Source organism: Mycobacterium sp. (assembly GCF_032159765.1).
Classification (GTDB): domain Bacteria; phylum Actinomycetota; class Actinomycetes; order Mycobacteriales; family Mycobacteriaceae; genus Mycobacterium.
Genome location: NZ_JAVHWM010000035.1, coordinates 1 through 15,986 on the forward strand (window position 1 = coordinate 1; position 15,986 = coordinate 15,986).

Here is a 15,986-nt window from a genome sequence, read left to right on the forward strand (position 1 = left end):
TGAGTATCAGCCTGCCGAACAGGGTCGCGATACCGGCGCCGGCGAGAAGGATGTTGAGCCCCAACCCGATCCACGCCGTCTTGAGGGCTGCGCGCGCCTGCTCCACCGTCACGCCGCGAACGGTGCCATTGTCATCGAGCTTTGCCATGTCCAGTAGCGCGTATGCGTCCTGCACAGCGCCGATGCCCTGGACGATCCCGACGCCGATGTCGATCGCGGTGAGCACTACACCCGCCGCACCGGGTACGACCAGGGACGCGAGGGTTAACAAGCCCAGGGCCAGGAACACCTTGAACTCGTGGTCCAGTTCTTTGACGTGTTCTTCCCACTGCCAGCGCGCGATCGCGTAGGCGAGGAACGGATTGTCCGGCACCACCACCCAGCGGTCGAGCGCCTGACCCATCGTGGTCAGATCGGCGTATCCCGTCAGCCCGAGCCGTTTTCGCGCTTCATCGTAGACGGCTTTGGTGTAGTCGACCGGCTTGTAGTCGCCGCTGAGAATGCGCTTGCGTACCTTCTCGAATCCGTCGACGGCGTCCTGCATGTCGTCTTTCTTTTCCTCCGCATCGGACTCGTCGGCGTATGTGTCCGCCTGCCCCTGCATGAAGTCCCTGGCGTTTTCCAGTTGCGGCACCTGGTCTTTCGTCAGCAGTTGGCCATCGAGTTCGATGGAGTCGAGATCGCCGGAGTTCAGTCGAGTGATCAGGTCGTCGAGCACGTGAGCGCAGATCCGGAACTTGGCCGCGGTCCGCTCCCGGTACTCCGGCCATTTCGCCACATGTTCTTTCATGTCGTCGCGGTTCTTGGTGATCTGCTCCAGCGCAACGGTCTTGAGCATCGGGATCCACTTGGACGTGATGAACTCTTCGGCGTATCTCGACTCGTTGCGGATGATCGCTTCGATTTTGGGGTAACTGGTGGTGAGGTCCTTCGACAGTTCCTTGCCGACGTTCTTCTCCTGCGCCTCCACCGTTTTCTTAAGGCTGTCAAGGGTGTTCACGAAGCCGAGCAGCAACGCGCCCATCCGAGCGTTGGGTGTCCCGGGCGACCATGCCGTCAACGCTCCTTCGTACCACCCGAGCAAGTTCCCCTCGAGGCTCTTTCCGGGAGTCATCGTCTGCGTCAACGCATTTGTGACCTTCGCGGCGTCCTCCAATCGCTCTAGATAGCCGTACGGGTCCTTCGCGATACCGAATTCCTCTTGATCCAGGTCGAGGAGCTTGGCGTGCTCGAATCGCTCCGCGAGGTTCTCGTTGTATTTCTGCACCGCTCGGCCGGCGGTGAACATCGCCGTGACGGCCGCAAATGCCGCGCGTTGCCCCACCTCGGCCCAAAATGCCCCGTGGAAGTCAGGTTGCGTGCGCGCCCAACGGTGGAAGTCCTTGGCCAGATGGGTCACCAAGGATCCCTTGACACCGCCGAGGTCGGCAGTCTTGAGAAATTGTTCTGGTGACCTCTTCAATGCGTCGGCGGTCCACATGTCGAGGAGATACTTCTCCATCGTCCGTGGCGCGGCCTCATCGATATATTTCTCGACGAGTGCCTTGCGAACGGGATCGAGGTCACCTGTCGGCGCGAACGGCGACAGGTCGAAATTGTCGGGAACGAGGCGGACATACCTGATCTTCGGCAGCCATGTCGTCAGGAACGCTTCGCTGTGCGTCTTCGTCAGCGCGTCGGCGTTGAACTCCGATGGAGGAGGGTCCGTAGCTGCGTACTTGGCGTAGATGAGCGGCTTGAAAACCAGCGTGTGCAGCGGTTCGTTGCCGACAGGCTGCACCCCCGCCGCTGCCTCCTCTTCGAGGACCTGCAACGCCAGGTCAAAGCGGTCGGCGCGGCTGGCTTCCACCATTGTCGTCGAGTCCGGCGGCTGCGCGCGCATCGCTGCGATCTCGCGTCGCCAGTCGATCTGCGCAGGCGAGATCCCCGCGCTCGTGGCGATTTGCGTTTCGAGGGGATAGCGCAAGCGGGTGTCCTTGACGGCTTGAGCCCGGGCCGCCAGCCGCGCCGGGAATCTCGTCAGTGTCCGCTTGGCCGGCCAGTCCTCGACGTCCTTTTGCAGGTCCGCTGCCACCGGTGGGCTCTCCAAGTACACCCTGTTCTCGGCGAGCAGTCCGGCAGGGCCAGCAACCGCTTTCGCCACCTCGGCCTCGATCTTCGCGATCTCGCCAGAGCTTCCTTTGAGGAATTGCGTTGCGTTCGTGCCTATTTCGCTAACAGGGAACACCCACGCGACCGAGTCGCCGCCGACAACGACGTGCAGCAGGAGGTCTTGGTCGTTGATGTCCCCGGGGCTGCGCTGCACGGCTGCGGGTGGCGATTCTGACAACCACTCCGCAACGGCCTTATTGCCGGCCAGTCGCTGCAACCGCAGGACGGCCGACGGCTGTCGCCGCAAGGCCAGCCGTGGCAGCTGCGTGCCGTTATCGGTGGACGACCGCGCACGACCCAGTTTGGCCTCGCGCTGGGATTGCGCAGGCCGGCTTGCGGTGCCGTCGCGCTCGAACACGTCTCCCCATGCCGTCCGATGCTGGAACGTCGAGGTTAGCCAGCCGATTGACTGCGCAGCAGCGTCGTTTGAGTAATCTCGCGTGCAGACTTGGCTGCCCCTTGAGGCATCCTCGCGTTCTCCGCAACGCATCAAAGTCGCTAATCTAGGCTGGCTATGGTGATCGACCTGCTGTTTTCCAGTCCATGTCGGCTGCACCACGATAAGCAGGAGAAGACGCGATGCCGGCAATCGTCCTGATCGGCGCCCAGTGGGGTGACGAAGGCAAGGGCAAGGCCACCGATCTGCTCGGTGGGCGAGCCCAGTGGGTGGTGCGCTATCAAGGCGGAAACAACGCCGGCCACACCGTCGTGCTGCCCGGCGGCGAGAACTTCGCACTGCACCTGATCCCGTCGGGCATCCTCACGCCGGGCGTGACGAACGTGATCGGCAACGGCGTCGTCGTCGACCCGGGTGTGCTGCTCGATGAGCTGAGCGGCCTCGAACAGCGCAAGGTCGACACCTCGCGGTTGTTGATCTCCGCAGACGCACATCTGCTGATGCCCTACCACGTCGCGATCGACAAGGTGACCGAGCGCTACCTCGGCACCAAGAAGATCGGCACGACGGGACGCGGCATCGGGCCGTGTTACCAGGACAAGATCGCGCGCATCGGGATACGCGTCTCCGACGTGCGTGACCCGGCGCTGCTCACCCAAAAGGTGGAAGCCGCACTGGAATTCAAGAACCAGGTGCTCGTCAAGATCTACAACCGCAAAGCGCTGGACCCCGACACGATCGTTCATTCGGTGCTTGAGCAGGCAGAGGGCTTCGCGCACCGCATCGCCGACACCCGGCTGCTGCTCAACAACGCCCTCGCCGACGGCGAGACGGTGCTGCTCGAGGGCTCGCAAGGCACGTTGCTCGACGTCGACCACGGCACCTATCCCTATGTGACGTCGTCGAATCCGACCGCCGGCGGCGCCGCCGTCGGGTCGGGCATCGGACCGACGCGGATCGACGTGGTACTGGGAATCCTGAAGGCCTACACCACGCGCGTCGGCTCTGGGCCGTTCCCCACCGAGCTGTTCGACGAGTTCGGCGAGTATCTCGCGAAGACCGGCGGCGAAGTGGGCGTCACCACCGGACGTCGGCGCCGCTGCGGCTGGTTCGACGCGGTGATCGCCCGCTATGCGACGCGCGTCAACGGCATCACCGACTACTTCGTGACCAAGCTCGACGTGCTGTCCAGCCTGCAGACCGTGCCGGTCTGCGTCGCATACACGGTCGACGGCAGGCGCGTTGACGAAATGCCGATGACCCAAGTCGAATTCGCGCGGGCCGAGCCGGTGTACGAGGAGTTGCCCGGCTGGTGGGAGGACATCTCGGCGGCGCGCGAGTTCGACGACCTTCCCGCCAAGGCGCGCGACTACGTGCTGCGTTTGGAAGAGCTTGCCGGCGCCCATGTTTCGTGCATAGGCGTGGGCCCTGGCCGGGACCAGACGATCGTGCGCCGCGACATCCTGGCGGCATCCGCGTGAGCGCGGAGCGAGGCTTGTCCGAGCGACCATCAGAGTCGGAGCGAGGCTTGTCCGAGCGACCATCAGAAACGGCACCCGAAGACCCCGACTACCACAAGCACGGCGGCTTCCCGGAATACGAGCTTGCCGATCCACCACCGGGTTTCGCGCGATTTCTGTCGGCCATGCGGCGGCTGCAGGACCTCGCGGTGTCGGCCAACCCTTCGGAGGACGACTGGGAAACCGCGGCCGACGGCGTCGACGGCCTGATCGACCTGCTCGCGCCCACGGAGTCGCCCGAGGGTGTGCCCCCGGCCGGCCGATCGCCCAAACTGCCTGGCATGGGCAGCTTGCTGATGCCGCCATGGATGCTGACGCAGTACGCACCCGATGGTGTCGAATTGCGCGGCCAATTCAGTCGTTATCACGTCGGAGGCAACATGGCCGTGCACGGCGGTGTGCTGCCGATGGTGTTCGACTGGCTGTTCGGCATGGTGATTCATGCTGTGGGGCGTCCGATCAGCCGAACCGCCTTCCTACACGTCGACTACCGAAAGGTGACGCCGATCAATACGCCGCTAGTCGCCCGAGGGCGTCTCGATTCCATCGACGGCCGCAAGGCCTTCGTCTCCGGCGCGCTCACCGACGCCGACGGCGCGCTGCTGGCCGAAGGGACGGGCCTGATGGTCCAACTGCTACCGGGTCAGCCATGACCGACCCGCATCACAGGCTCAAGACCCCGCGGGCGGCTGCACTGGCCGGCGTGCTGTTCGCGCTGCTGTTCGGCACTGTGATCGTCCTCATCCGTGTGAGAATGCCTGAGGGAATAAAAGATTCGGCGTCGTGGATCAACAACAGCCAAAACGGCATCCACGCGGCCGCGGTGCTGATGCCGTTCGCCGGCATCACCTTCCTGTGGTTTATCGGAGTGGTGCGCGATGGGTTCGGGCGATACGAAGACAGATTCTTCGCTTCGGTGTTCCTCGGCAGCGGAATCTTGTTCCTGGCCATGATGTTCGTTGCCGTCGCCGTCGCCGCAGGGTTGGTGGCGGCGAACGCCGACGTGGTCGATGTCACGGCGCACGCCGAGGTGGTCAACTTCGGGAAGATGATTGTGCTCACCGCGACGAAGACCTATGCGCTTCGGATGGCAGCGGTGTTCATGATCTCGGCGGCGACGATCTGGCTGCGGACGGGGCTGATGCCGAAGTGGCTTGCGTTCCTGAGTTACCTTGTGGCGCTGGCGCTTCTGGCCGCCAGCGATATCAGCATGTGGGTGACGATGGCGTTCCCGGCCTGGGTGCTGGTGGTCAGCGGCCTGTTTCTGGTCAGGGCGGGGGTATTTGAGGAGCGACGGTAGTCCATGCGCAGACACGCGTGGACTACGGCGACGGCATCGGCAGGTCACTTCCCGGCAGGGCAGTTGAACACGCCTTCCACGTGCCGTCCTCTTTGGCCCATTCGACCTTCAGGGTGAAATCCCGGCCATTCGCCGACACACGCACGGTCATCGGGGCTTTGTCGCCCTTGACAACGATGTCGGTGATTGCGATTCGCAAGTCTCCGGACTCCCAAGCTGATCGGAACCCTCGGATTTCGGTTTCGTACTTGTCGACGTCGTATTGGACAAGATCGCTCCTGCTACAGGTGAGCTCGCCTAGGCGCTTCTTGTCACGGTCGACCAGAGCGGCATACCGCGCTCGCACCGAATCGCAGACCTTCTGTTCTTCGTCGTTGTCGGCCTTACATTCGATTGTTGCGGAGTACTTCTCGCCGTCTGATTGCCAGGGCTTGTCGACCAGCAGCCAAATCCCGACGCCTCCGGCCGCCAACACGGCCACCGCCGCGCAAACCCAGACGATGACGTTTCTCCGGCGGGTGTCCGGCACCCAGAGCGGCCAGCCCGCGGGAGGCGGTCCCCAGTTCGGGTCCGGCTGCCAGTCGGGGCCGGGCTGCCAGCCGCGCGGTGCCGCAGGCCAGTTGGGAGGCGGGTTGAAGCGCATCAGCACAGGCTAGGCGCAGGGAACAGCAAATTTGCCAGATTTGCCGGATAGCTCAGTCCCGACGCATCGTCGCCTCCTCGAGGTCGAGCCCGCGCAACGCCGTGCGCAGCACCTCGTCGTCGATGCGCCCGGCGTCGCGTTCGGCGATGAACGTCTTTCGTTCCTCCGCAAGCATTTCCAACCGCAGTCGTTTGAACGCCGACGCGGGACTCTCGCCGATTTCATCGTCGCTGCGGCCTAGTTGCTCCCATGCGGCGTTGCGGCGCCGCTCGTTCCAGCTCTCCAGGATCTTCGCTGCGTGTTTGTGGACATCGGTCTGCCCGGCTTGTCGCTCGTCGTCCATCAAGCCGTCGAGCCGATCGGCGGCCGCGCGCGCTGCCTTGTCCTGAGCGGCCGCAAGAGTGACGGCATCCTGGTGGGCGTCGTCGTTGTGCACGCAGAAATGCCGTATCACCCACGGCAGGGTCAGACCGTGCAGCAAAAGTGTCCCCACCACCACGACGAACGTCAGGAACACGATGTGCGGCCGGCCGGGGAACGGCGCTCCCGACAGCGTCGTCATCGGCACCGCGAACGCGGCGGCCAGCGACACCACGCCGCGCATTCCCGCCCAGGCGAGCACGAACACGTGCGCGCGCGACGGCGCCGGGTCGCCCTTCCGCCCTCCCGCGAACAGCGTCCGCGGCAGATATGTGAAGACGTAGATCCACACGATGCGCACCAAGATCACCGTGACGAACACCGCCACCGAACCCGACACGACACCCCACGCGGGCATGCCCTTCAGCTGACGGACGACACCGGGCAGCTGCAAGCCGATCAGCAGGAAGGCGACGGCCTCCAGGATCAAGGTCACCGCCCGCCACACTGCTTGGTCCTGGAGCCGGGTCGCGTAACCGGCGTGCGTGGACCGCTGGCCGAGCATCAACGCGGCGACGACGACGGCAAGCACGCCCGAGCCGTGGATGTACTCGGCAGTGAAATAGACGACGAACGGGGCGACGAGCCCGATCGCGCTTTCCATGACGGGGTCGTCGAGGAGGTGGGACCTGATGAAGTCGATGACGACGCCGAACAGGTAGCCGACGACGACACCGCCGGCGGCGGCCAGCGCGAACGTGAGGAAGCCGTCAGCCCAGGACATCGAGATGCCGATCGCCGCGGCCAGCGACACCTTGTAGAGGGTCAGCGCGGTGGCGTCGTTCAGCAGGCTCTCGCCACCGAGCAGCGTCATGATCTGGCGCGGCAGGCCCAGGCGGCGACCGATCGAGCTCGCCGACACGGCGTCTGGTGGTGCGACGATCGCGCCGAGTGTCAGGGCCGCGGCGGGGGTCAATTCCGGCACGGTGTGCAACGCGACGTATCCGACGGCGAAGGTCGTGGCCAGCGGTAGCCCGACTGCGAGGAATGCGATCGGGCGAAAGTTCTTCCGCAGCGCGACGTAGCTGCTCTCGAGGCCGGCCGACCAGAGCAGAGGAGGCAGAATCACCGACAGCACGAAATCTGGCTGCAGTTCGATCGACGGGACGCCGGGAATCAGCCCGATCGCCAATCCGGCTACCACCAGAACCAGCGCCGACGACAGGTGATAGCGGCGCGCCAGCGCCGTGACGATGACCCCTCCGACGAGCAGGAGCAACAGCGACGTGATCACGCCCCTATCCTTGGGCACCATGCGGCGACGCGCACCAGAGCCACCCAAGATGTGTGAGCACCTCAAGGCGGCCGCGGCTGCCGACGTACCCGAGCCGATCACCCCGGGGCACTGCCAGGAATGCGAGGAGCTGGGTGAATCGTCGTGGGCGCATCTGCGGCTGTGCTTGAGTTGCGGGCATGTCGGGTGTTGCGATTCGAGTTTCCACAGGCACGCGACGGCGCACTTCCACAAGACCGGCCACCCGGTGATGGCGTCGAATGAGCCCGGGGAGACGTGGCGGTGGTGCTACGTCGACGTGGAGCTCGCCACGTGACGGACGAATCTCGGCCGCGCACCGTGATGATCCTGGGCGCGGGCGAACTCAGCCGGGAGCTGACCAGCGCGTTCCAGCGGCTCGGAGTGTCGGTGATCGCTGTCGATCGCGATGCGGGTGCACCTGCTCACGCCCGCGCCGACCGCAGTGTCATCGCCAAGATGACCGACCCGGACGAGCTGACCGCGATGATCGAACGCGAACAGCCCGACTACGTCGTCACCGAAGCGGACGATTCGAGCGGTCGTCCCGTCGTCGCCACCGACGCGCTGGAGGCCATCGGGGAGCGCGGCCTGGCCGATGTGGTGCCCACGGCGCGCGCGAGTCGGTTGAGCCTGGATCGGGAGGGGCTGCGCCGGCTGGCCGCGGACGAACTGGGTATTCCGACTGCGCCGTTCTGGTTCGCAGGGTCGGCCGAGGAGCTCGCCGCGGTTGCGCAGCACGCGGGTTTTCCGCTGGTCGTTCGACCCGTGACAGGAGCCCCTGGCGACGGTGACTCGGTGCTGGTGCGGCTCGACGACGTCGCATCGGCGTGGGAGCGCGCCGTCGCGGCAGGCGGGCGGGTGGCCAATGCGCGCGTCATGGCCGAGACGATGGTCGAAATAGACTACGAGATAACACTTTTGACGATCCGCAGCACTGGCGCCGGCGGCCCGCGGGTGCACTTCTGTGAGCCGATCGGGCATCGGCGCGATGGTCGGGTGCTGGAGTCCTGGCAGCCGCAGGAGATGACTGACGCCGCGCGTGACTCGGCGCGCTCGATCGCCGCGCGGATCGTCAATGCCCTGGGTGGCCGGGGCGTCTACAGCGTGGAGCTGCTGGTGAAGGGCAGCGAGGTGTATTTCGTCGACGTCCGGCCGTGGCCGTCTGACAGCGGCCTGGTGACGCTGCGAACGCAGCGGTTGACGGAGTTCGAGATGCATGCGCGGGCCATTCTCGGGTTGCCCGTGGACACGATCATGGTGACGCCGGGAGCGGCTCGGGTGGTGTATGCCGAACCGCAGGCGGACGCGGGTGTGCAGGCTGATGAGGTTCACACCGAGCGTGCCACGCAGGCGCTCTTCGACGCGCTCACGGTGCCGGAAAGCGATGTGCGGATTCTCGGCTCGTCGACGAGTTATCCGCAGCGGCGACTCGGGGTTGCGCTGGCCACCGCTGCGCAGGTGAAGGCGGCGCGCGACCGGGTCGGCCAGGTCGCGGGCGCTCTGGACAAGTACTGGGTGCCGGCGATGAGCCCCTCGGGCGAAGAGCAGAAGGCACCGGGGATGAGCCCCTCGGGCGAAGAGCAGAAGGCAGGGCCGAGCCCGTCGGGCGAAGAGCAACAGGTCTAGTGCTCGAAGACGACGACAACACCACAACGCTCTGGCCTTTCGCCGCTGCGCTGGTGATATTTGCGCTCGTCGTGATCGCAGTGCTGGTGTTCACGCGGGTCCGCGGCGACGGGCTGACCGAGGAGCAGAGGGCGGGCCGCGCGGCGGTGGGCCAGAACGACGCGCTGCAGCGACTGAACTACGGCGACTTCCGCAAGTACACGTGCACCTCAGAGCAGGGCGATGAAGCCACGGTGATTGCGGCGCAACGGGATTCGGCCAGCAAGAACGGTGCGCGGTACGTCGACGACGTGAAGGACGTCAAGATCGACGGCGACAAGGCGGACGGCACCGTTGTCTACCATTTCGACAAGAATGCGGCCGACAAACGGAGCTCGCCGCTGGTGTTTGCCAAGCAGGACGGGCAGTGGAAGGTCTGTTCAGCGTATCGATAGACTCGAAAACGTGAGCTATGCAGGGGACATCACGCCCGAGGAGGCTTGGAAACTGCTGAGCGACAACCCCGACGCGGTGTTGGTGGACTGTCGCAGCGACGCCGAGTGGCGCTTCGTCGGGGTGGCCGACATTTCGGACCTCGGCCGCGATGCGGTGTACGTGGAGTGGTCAAGCTCGAATGGCCAGCGTAACGATCGGTTCGTTCAGGATCTGATCGACGCCGGCGTCACGCCGGGCGAACGGCCCGTCGTCTTTCTGTGTCGCTCCGGCAACCGGTCGATCGGTGCCGCCGAGGCCGCGACTGCGGCCGGAATTGCGCCGTCCTACAACGTTTTAGACGGTTTCGAGGGGCATCTGGATTCTGAGGGCCATCGCGGCGGGGTCGGATGGCGGGCGGTCGGCCTGCCGTGGAGGCAGTCATGAGCGACGTGCCGTCGGTGCGGAAGCCGACGCCGCTGCCCGACGGCGTGAGCCAAGCGACGATCGGCGTTCGCGGCGGGTTGATGCGGTCCGGTTTCGAGGAGACCGCGGAGGCCATGTACCTGACGTCGGGGTACGTGTATTCGTCTGCGGCAGAAGCGGAGAAGGCGTTCAAAGGCGATATCGACCGCTACGTGTATTCGCGATATGGCAACCCGACGATCTCGATGCTCGAGGAGCGGCTGCGGCTGATCGAGGGCGCGGAGGCGTGCTTCGCGACGGCGAGCGGGATGGCGGCGGTGTTCACGTCGTTGGGTGCGTTGCTGGCGGCGGGGGACCGGTTGGTGGCGGCGCGCAGCCTGTTCGGATCGTGCTTCATGGTGTGCGACGAGATCCTGCCGCGGTGGGGCATCGAGACGGTGTTCGTCGACGGCGACGATCTCTCGCAGTGGGAGAAGGCGCTGTCGGAGCCGACGCAGGCGGTGTTCTTCGAGACGCCGTCGAACCCGATGCAGTCGCTGGTGGACATCGAGGCGGTCTGCGAGATGTCGCACGCGGCAGGTGCAAAAGTGGTGCTGGACAACGTCTTTGCCACGCCCTTGTTGCAGCAGGGCATGCCTCTGGGGGCCGACATCGTCGTGTACTCGGGCACCAAGCACATCGACGGGCAGGGGCGTGTGCTTGGCGGGGCGATACTGGGCCCGAAAGAGTACATCGACGAGCCGGTGCAGAAGCTGATGCGGCACACCGGCCCGGCGATGAGCCCGTTCAGCGCGTGGGTGCTGCTGAAGGGCCTGGAGACGATGGCCGTGCGGGTGGACTACAGCACCGCGTCGGCGCTCCGCGTCGCGGAGTTTCTGGAGGAACATCCGGCGGTGAAGTGGGTGCGGTACCCGTTCTTGCCGAGCCATCCGCAATATGACTTGGCGAAGCGGCAGATGAGCGCGGGCGGTACCGTCGTCACGTTCGAGCTGGATCCGGGCACGAAGGAGCGCGCGTTCGAGGTGCTGGACAAGCTGCAGCTCATCGACATCAGCAACAACCTCGGCGACGCGAAGAGCTTGATCACGCATCCGGCGACGACGACGCACCGCGCGATGGGCCCGGAGGGTCGGGCGGCGATCGGATTGGGTGACGGCGTGGTGCGGATCAGCGTCGGGCTCGAGGGCACCGAGGACTTGATCGAGGATCTGGATCAAGCGCTGAGTTAACTGGGCTCGTCGGCCCCCTGCCGCGCCGAAAGTTACGTTATATAGCCAAAGTTCGAGTAGGCGCCTACGTAACGTAACTTTCGGCGAAGATCAGGCGGGATCGTCCGGCGGGATCGGCAGGCAAATCACAAACTACGATTAGTGCCTTCATGGCGAACACAGACAACGACGTCGCAGAAGTCCTGGCGGCCTTGCAGCAGCAGGACCACGAGGGCTGGGTTCGCGCGTGTTCCATCGTCGAGGGCTGGGGCGACGAACTCACTGCTGCGCACCGGGAACTGTGCCTGGCGTTGGCGGACCGGATGCGGGCCGACCGCTCTCTGGGTGATTACGGAGTAGACCGCAGGCACGGCCTTGCCGAAGAGGCCCAGATGTTCGACAGCATCGTCTTTCGGTTCGCCCGGAAACCGGGTGCTGACGTGGCTGCGATGTTGATCGACGTCTGCCATCGCCTCGCTGCCCGGGGAGTAGATCATCCGCTCCGGCGGACCGTGTACTGGATGGCGCGAACGCACTCGATTGTTGACGTCCTCGATCTCTTCCGGCGTGGGGACCACCGCGCCCCGCAGGAATCGTGGACCGTTCTGCTCCACGAGTACGTCGCTTGGGGCAATGACCTGTCGGCCGACGAGACGGTCACGCGATATCTGGCCATGGTCAAGGAGAGCGACCATCGCCTGGGGATATTGCCTGCGAGACTTGTTGAAGGGGAACTTCCACCGCCCTCCTCTACATCCGAAACATCGGAAGGCATCGAACACGCGCCGACTTCGGTGCCCGAGCAACCGTCCCAGCCGGACATCGGGCGTGTCTTCGACGATTCAGTCGTCTTGACGAGAGCTTGGGAACGCCGGGATCTCGTTGCGCCATACCGCTCTTGGCTCGATCAAGACATGAACGCACGTGCCGACGGTGCGGTTGTCCGCTTCGATCGGCCTGTCGGACTCGGGGATGTCAAGGCCGCGACACTGGCGCGGCTCTCGATCGAGTCAATGAGCGGACCGACCCCGCCGGTTCTACGGCGGATATCGGCACCAAGAGCGTGTCAAGAAATCCAGATTCATGCCGGCCAGGGCGGCGCTTATGACGGAGGCTTGGGCCACGCATACGGGCGATTGGCGAAATGGCAGTGCATCGCGGCGCTCGCCGGCGTGAGCGACCTCCGCTTCCTCCACCCCGCCGATATGTCGCCGAACACTGTCGTGACCGTCATGCAGAGGGCCGAGGCATGCGCCTGGTGGCGTTTTCACGGCACGTGGTGGTTTTGGAACGCGGACGGCTGGGGAGGAGGCTTCGCTGTGCTGCGGCCAGAAGGGCGGACCCTCGCTGTTTCGGCGGCTGCAGACATCGACTGATCAGAACTTCGTATCGCTCACCGTCTTCAGCGGTTCCACGCGTTCGAAAATCGGATTCGGCTGCCAGGCCCACTCGGGATGCTCGCCCGCGAAGTCGTGGGCGGCAACGATCGTTTCGTACACAGCGGCCGGCTCCCCGTCGTAAGGTCCCGACGACCACGCGGGGTTGGCCTCGATCACCAACGTTTCGTTGTCCGCGGACAATCCGATATCGAGCACATACCCGGGCGGCCCAGCCACCTCCCCGGCGACCTCGCTCGCCAATTCCCGCATCTGCACGAGCGCCTCCACGCTGCGTCCACTACTGGTGCTCTCCGCGAAATCGGCTGCGCCCCAGATCGAATCGTCAATCCGATAGAGCGATTCGGCGACCACATCGCCGCGAACGACCCAGAAGCGTGCTTCAATCACGAACTCCACCACACCCTGAACCTGAATCAGCGCGTCCGGCGGAAAGCCGAACTGCCGCATGGTTTCTGCAAGCCGTGTCGTGCGATACACCTTCGGCCGGCAGCTGTCGTGCTTGGCCTCGGCCAGTTTGACGAACACTTCCGGCTCGAACTCTCGATCCGCCATCGATGCGAGACGCAGCGTCACGACGTCGCGTCCCAGATATCGCCGCGACAGGTTGTCGAGCCAGCGCGGCCCGCAGCTCAACAGCGGAAGCACCACTTTAGCCTTGTGCGCCCGCGCGGCCCACCCTCCCGGTGCCCACCAGATCGTGTCGAGCGCGGTGTCTGGGTCGACCTCGACACCGACGTCCTGTACTGCTCCGAACGGCTTGAACACGTCCGCGAGCCAGGGTTTATCGGTGACGATCCGGAACAACGGGAGATCCACCGCGACAGCTTGCCCCGCGAAGGCACAACCCGCACGTGAATACCGAATCGAGCGCGTCACGTCGTAGCATCGGCTCAATGTCTCGGCAAAGCGACCGCAAGAAGGCCCGCCGTCAGAAACGGCTGGCACAGCGGGTGGTGTGGTCGTCGATGATGGACGAGACAACTGACGAGCCGCCCGAGGCCGCGGACCTCGAGGACATCGCGGATCTGATGGTCGAGGCCGAGGAATTTGATCGTCGAATCATCCAGCGGGGCTGGACCTTTGACACCGACAACTCGACGGCGGGACTCGCAAGCTGGTACTACGCCGCGTCGGGCTACGAACCTGACGACGACGACGTCGAAGCCGTGACACGAGTGTGGTTCATGTCCGCTGAGGACGACGACGCCGAGAACTTCCCCAACGCCGTGCATGTAATCCTGGCCGGGTCAGCGCAGGCTCGCCGCCTTTCGGTCGACCAGCTGTTCGACGAGCTCGACGCCATTGAGGCGCATCGGGCATAGGGTTTCCAAGAATTTTCCAAGAGGCCCACAGCAACCTCAGAGCGTGAAAGCAAAAGCACTCCTCGCTGCCGCTATTGCGCTGGCTGGTTTCGGACTGAGCGCCGGCACCGCCTACGCCCAACCCGGGCCTCTTCCGCAGGATGCCTGGCCCGGCTGCCCCAACGAGCACCCGGCTGGCCCGTGTCACTGGTGCCCGGGAGACCCTCCTGTGCAGACCGGCAATCTCCGGATCAACCCCGTCATCTGGGACAACAACGCGTGCCACACCTACTGGTACGTGTACTTCGGGCAGGGCAATGTTGCCGACAACATCTTCGAGGGCGAAGTCCCGCCTCCGCCGCCCCCGCCAGGACCGCCTGCGCTCATCAGCACCTATGAGCAGTGCGTCGCGATGATCGGACCCTTCTTCTGCCCGAGGCCCCCCGGGTAGCAGGTCAGCCCTTGTCCTCCACTCCTAGCGCGTGCTGCGCCCGGAACTCGTAGCGCTCGCGCGCGGTTGTGTCGAAGTCGAGGAAGACCCGGTCGTTGCCCATCTTCTTGTTCAGCCAGCGACGTCCGCGCGGCGCCAGCATTGCCGCGGGCGCCGCGAAGAACCGCCCCCACGGTGGTACCGACACCGTCGTCGTCGGCTTGTCGAGCACCTTCACCACGGCCGCCGCGATCTCTGACGGCTGCACTGGCTTTTGCGCCGCCGTCGGGCGGGTTCCCGAGATCAGCTCGGTATTGGTGAACGTCGGCATCACCACGCTGACTTCCACACCCGCGGAAGCGAATTCGTCGGCGAGCGCAGTCGTCAAACCGACCACCGCGAACTTCGTGCCCGCATACACCGCCTGGCCCGGGACCGCGACCATGCCGGCCATCGACGCGATGTTGACGATGTGCCCGCCTCGGCGGGCCACCATCTCCGGCAGCACCAACTGGCAGCCGTTGAGCACACCGTAGAAATTCACTTCGATCGCCGACCGGATCGCCTGTTCCGACTGCTCGAGGAACGGCCCGATTGGCATCACCCCGGCATTGTTGATCAGCACGTCAATGCGCCCGCCGCCCTCGCTGCGCGCTTTGTCGAGGAACTCGCCGAACGACTGCCGGTTCGTCACATCCAGCGGGTAACCCGACACCGAACCCAGCCGGGCCAGCGCGGTCGCCGCCGCTTCGAGCGCGTTCACGTCACGGTCGCCGATCACGACGCGGGCTCCGCGCTCGAGCAGCGCCTTGGCGATCGCGTGCCCGATTCCGCGCGCCCCTCCGGTAACGACCGCCGTCTTGCCGTGGATGTTGTCCATGGACAGACTTTACAGGTGTCAAGTTTTCGGCAGGAAGAGCTTCGGCGATTCGTCGCCGTATCTCAAGACCACCCACTCGCGGGGCCGCTGCTCGCTGAACTCGCGGTCGAATATGCCGAGCGTTACGGCAGCACGGTGGACCGCGTCGCCGCGTGGCTACGCATGTCCCCGGCCGCAGAGTTCATGGCACCCGACGGAGGTTTTCTGATCGGCGTGGTCGACGGGCAGCCGGTTACGGGCGGTGCGTTTTGTCGATTTGACGCGGAAACCGCTGAACTTAAACGTATTTGGACCGACAAGAAGCATCGGCGCAAAGGCCACGCGAGCGCGTTGCTGGTTGCGTTGGAATCCGAGATCGCGCGCCGCGGCTATCACAGGGTCTATCTGACGACCGGAGACCGCCAGCCTGAGGCCGAGGCGCTGTACCTCGCCACCGGTTACACGCGACTGGCCGAGCCGCTGCCGTCAGAGGGCGACGTCTTCCCGGTTGCCTTCACGAAGGTCCTTCAGTGACGCCCGCTGCACACGAAACTCAGCCCCGGCACTTCATATCCGGTCTCGGTGCGGTACAGATCCAACATGGTGCGGGCATCCTCGCGGATCGCCTCGTAGATCTCC

The 15,986-nt window shown here is 65.0% G+C and carries 17 protein-coding genes; 12 read left to right on the forward strand and 5 right to left on the reverse strand.

The genetic code is table 11. The annotated features are described in order from the left end of the window. On the reverse strand, nt 1–2,509 hold a 2,509-nt coding region (locus QOH60_RS03945), incomplete at its 3' end, for a hypothetical protein (protein WP_526417315.1). 221 nt (nt 2,510–2,730) lie between these two features. Here QOH60_RS03945 and QOH60_RS03950 point away from each other — a divergent pair. The 3 genes from QOH60_RS03950 to QOH60_RS03960 are packed head-to-tail and all read left to right on the forward strand — an operon-like array spanning nt 2,731 to nt 5,368. Beyond that, a complete protein-coding gene (locus tag QOH60_RS03950; protein ID WP_526417317.1) occupies nt 2,731–4,029 on the forward strand; it encodes an adenylosuccinate synthase in 1,299 nt (432 codons plus the stop codon). A 47-nt stretch (nt 4,030–4,076) separates the two neighbouring features. After that, complete coding sequence (locus QOH60_RS03955) at nt 4,077–4,721, forward strand: PaaI family thioesterase (protein WP_526417319.1); 645 nt, start codon at nt 4,077–4,079, stop codon at nt 4,719–4,721. Further along, nucleotides 4,718–5,368, forward strand: a complete 651-nt coding sequence (locus tag QOH60_RS03960; protein ID WP_526417321.1) for a hypothetical protein — start codon at nt 4,718–4,720, stop codon at nt 5,366–5,368. Before QOH60_RS03955 ends, QOH60_RS03960 begins: the two co-directional genes overlap by 4 nt. 22 nt (nt 5,369–5,390) lie before the next feature. Here QOH60_RS03960 and QOH60_RS03965 read toward each other — a convergent pair whose 3' ends face one another. Both QOH60_RS03965 and QOH60_RS03970 read right to left on the reverse strand, forming a co-directional pair. Then, nucleotides 5,391–6,011: a hypothetical protein gene (locus QOH60_RS03965; RefSeq protein ID WP_526417323.1), complete on the reverse strand. Its 621-nt coding sequence runs from the start codon at nt 6,009–6,011 to the stop codon at nt 5,391–5,393. 52 nt (nt 6,012–6,063) lie between these two features. Then, complete coding sequence (locus QOH60_RS03970; RefSeq protein ID WP_526417325.1) at nt 6,064–7,665, reverse strand: Na+/H+ antiporter; 1,602 nt, start codon at nt 7,663–7,665, stop codon at nt 6,064–6,066. A 19-nt stretch (nt 7,666–7,684) separates the two neighbouring features. Here QOH60_RS03970 and QOH60_RS03975 point away from each other — a divergent pair, with 19 nt between their 5' ends. From QOH60_RS03975 to QOH60_RS04000, 6 genes are all read left to right on the forward strand, one after another. Then, entirely contained in the window at nt 7,685–7,981 is a 297-nt protein-coding gene (locus QOH60_RS03975; protein WP_526417327.1) for a UBP-type zinc finger domain-containing protein, read from the forward strand. Further along, a complete protein-coding gene (gene purT, locus QOH60_RS03980) occupies nt 7,978–9,312 on the forward strand; it encodes a formate-dependent phosphoribosylglycinamide formyltransferase (protein WP_526417329.1) in 1,335 nt (444 codons plus the stop codon). Before QOH60_RS03975 ends, purT begins: the two co-directional genes overlap by 4 nt. Beyond that, nucleotides 9,312–9,746, forward strand: a complete 435-nt coding sequence (locus tag QOH60_RS03985; RefSeq protein ID WP_526417332.1) for an Rv0361 family membrane protein — start codon at nt 9,312–9,314, stop codon at nt 9,744–9,746. The genes purT and QOH60_RS03985 overlap by 1 nt, the downstream gene beginning before the upstream one ends. Before the next feature lie 10 nt (nt 9,747–9,756). Then, nucleotides 9,757–10,170: a rhodanese-like domain-containing protein gene (locus QOH60_RS03990; RefSeq protein WP_526417334.1), complete on the forward strand. Its 414-nt coding sequence runs from the start codon at nt 9,757–9,759 to the stop codon at nt 10,168–10,170. Next, nucleotides 10,167–11,378: an O-succinylhomoserine sulfhydrylase gene (locus QOH60_RS03995; protein WP_526417336.1), complete on the forward strand. Its 1,212-nt coding sequence runs from the start codon at nt 10,167–10,169 to the stop codon at nt 11,376–11,378. Before QOH60_RS03990 ends, QOH60_RS03995 begins: the two co-directional genes overlap by 4 nt. A 149-nt stretch (nt 11,379–11,527) precedes the next feature. Beyond that, on the forward strand, nt 11,528–12,733 hold the full coding sequence (locus QOH60_RS04000) for a DUF6183 family protein (protein ID WP_526417338.1): 1,206 nt from the start codon (nt 11,528–11,530) through the stop codon (nt 12,731–12,733). Here QOH60_RS04000 and QOH60_RS04005 read toward each other — a convergent pair whose 3' ends face one another. After that, on the reverse strand, nt 12,734–13,573 hold the full coding sequence (locus QOH60_RS04005) for an ATP-grasp domain-containing protein (RefSeq protein ID WP_526417341.1): 840 nt from the start codon (nt 13,571–13,573) through the stop codon (nt 12,734–12,736). Nucleotides 13,574–13,650: 77 nt separating this feature from the next. On the opposite strand from QOH60_RS04005, the gene QOH60_RS04010 reads away from it, so the two are divergent. Together QOH60_RS04010 and QOH60_RS04015 are read left to right on the forward strand one after the other, a co-directional pair. Beyond that, a complete protein-coding gene (locus QOH60_RS04010; protein WP_526417343.1) occupies nt 13,651–14,079 on the forward strand; it encodes a hypothetical protein in 429 nt (142 codons plus the stop codon). 43 nt (nt 14,080–14,122) lie between these two features. Then, complete coding sequence (locus QOH60_RS04015) at nt 14,123–14,509, forward strand: hypothetical protein (RefSeq protein WP_526417345.1); 387 nt, start codon at nt 14,123–14,125, stop codon at nt 14,507–14,509. 4 nt (nt 14,510–14,513) lie between these two features. Here QOH60_RS04015 and QOH60_RS04020 read toward each other — a convergent pair whose 3' ends face one another. Further along, nucleotides 14,514–15,368, reverse strand: a complete 855-nt coding sequence (locus QOH60_RS04020) for an SDR family NAD(P)-dependent oxidoreductase (protein WP_526417347.1) — start codon at nt 15,366–15,368, stop codon at nt 14,514–14,516. A 15-nt stretch (nt 15,369–15,383) separates the two neighbouring features. Between QOH60_RS04020 and QOH60_RS04025 the strand changes: the two genes are divergently transcribed. Next, nucleotides 15,384–15,881, forward strand: a complete 498-nt coding sequence (locus tag QOH60_RS04025; RefSeq protein WP_526417349.1) for a GNAT family N-acetyltransferase — start codon at nt 15,384–15,386, stop codon at nt 15,879–15,881. The last annotated feature ends 105 nt before the right edge of the window (nt 15,882–15,986 follow it).

Coding starts and splice junctions, on each gene's coding strand:
- QOH60_RS03950 (WP_526417317.1), top strand. CDS start 2,731: ATGCCGGCAATCGTCCTGATCGGCGCCCAGTGGGGTGACGAAGGCAAG.
- QOH60_RS03960 (WP_526417321.1), top strand. CDS start 4,718: ATGACCGACCCGCATCACAGGCTCAAGACCCCGCGGGCGGCTGCACTG.
- QOH60_RS03965 (WP_526417323.1), bottom strand. CDS start 6,011: ATGCGCTTCAACCCGCCTCCCAACTGGCCTGCGGCACCGCGCGGCTGG.
- QOH60_RS03975 (WP_526417327.1), top strand. CDS start 7,685: ATGCGGCGACGCGCACCAGAGCCACCCAAGATGTGTGAGCACCTCAAG.
- QOH60_RS03995 (WP_526417336.1), top strand. CDS start 10,167: ATGAGCGACGTGCCGTCGGTGCGGAAGCCGACGCCGCTGCCCGACGGC.
- QOH60_RS04000 (WP_526417338.1), top strand. CDS start 11,528: ATGGCGAACACAGACAACGACGTCGCAGAAGTCCTGGCGGCCTTGCAG.
- QOH60_RS04010 (WP_526417343.1), top strand. CDS start 13,651: ATGTCTCGGCAAAGCGACCGCAAGAAGGCCCGCCGTCAGAAACGGCTG.
- QOH60_RS04020 (WP_526417347.1), bottom strand. CDS start 15,368: ATGGACAACATCCACGGCAAGACGGCGGTCGTTACCGGAGGGGCGCGC.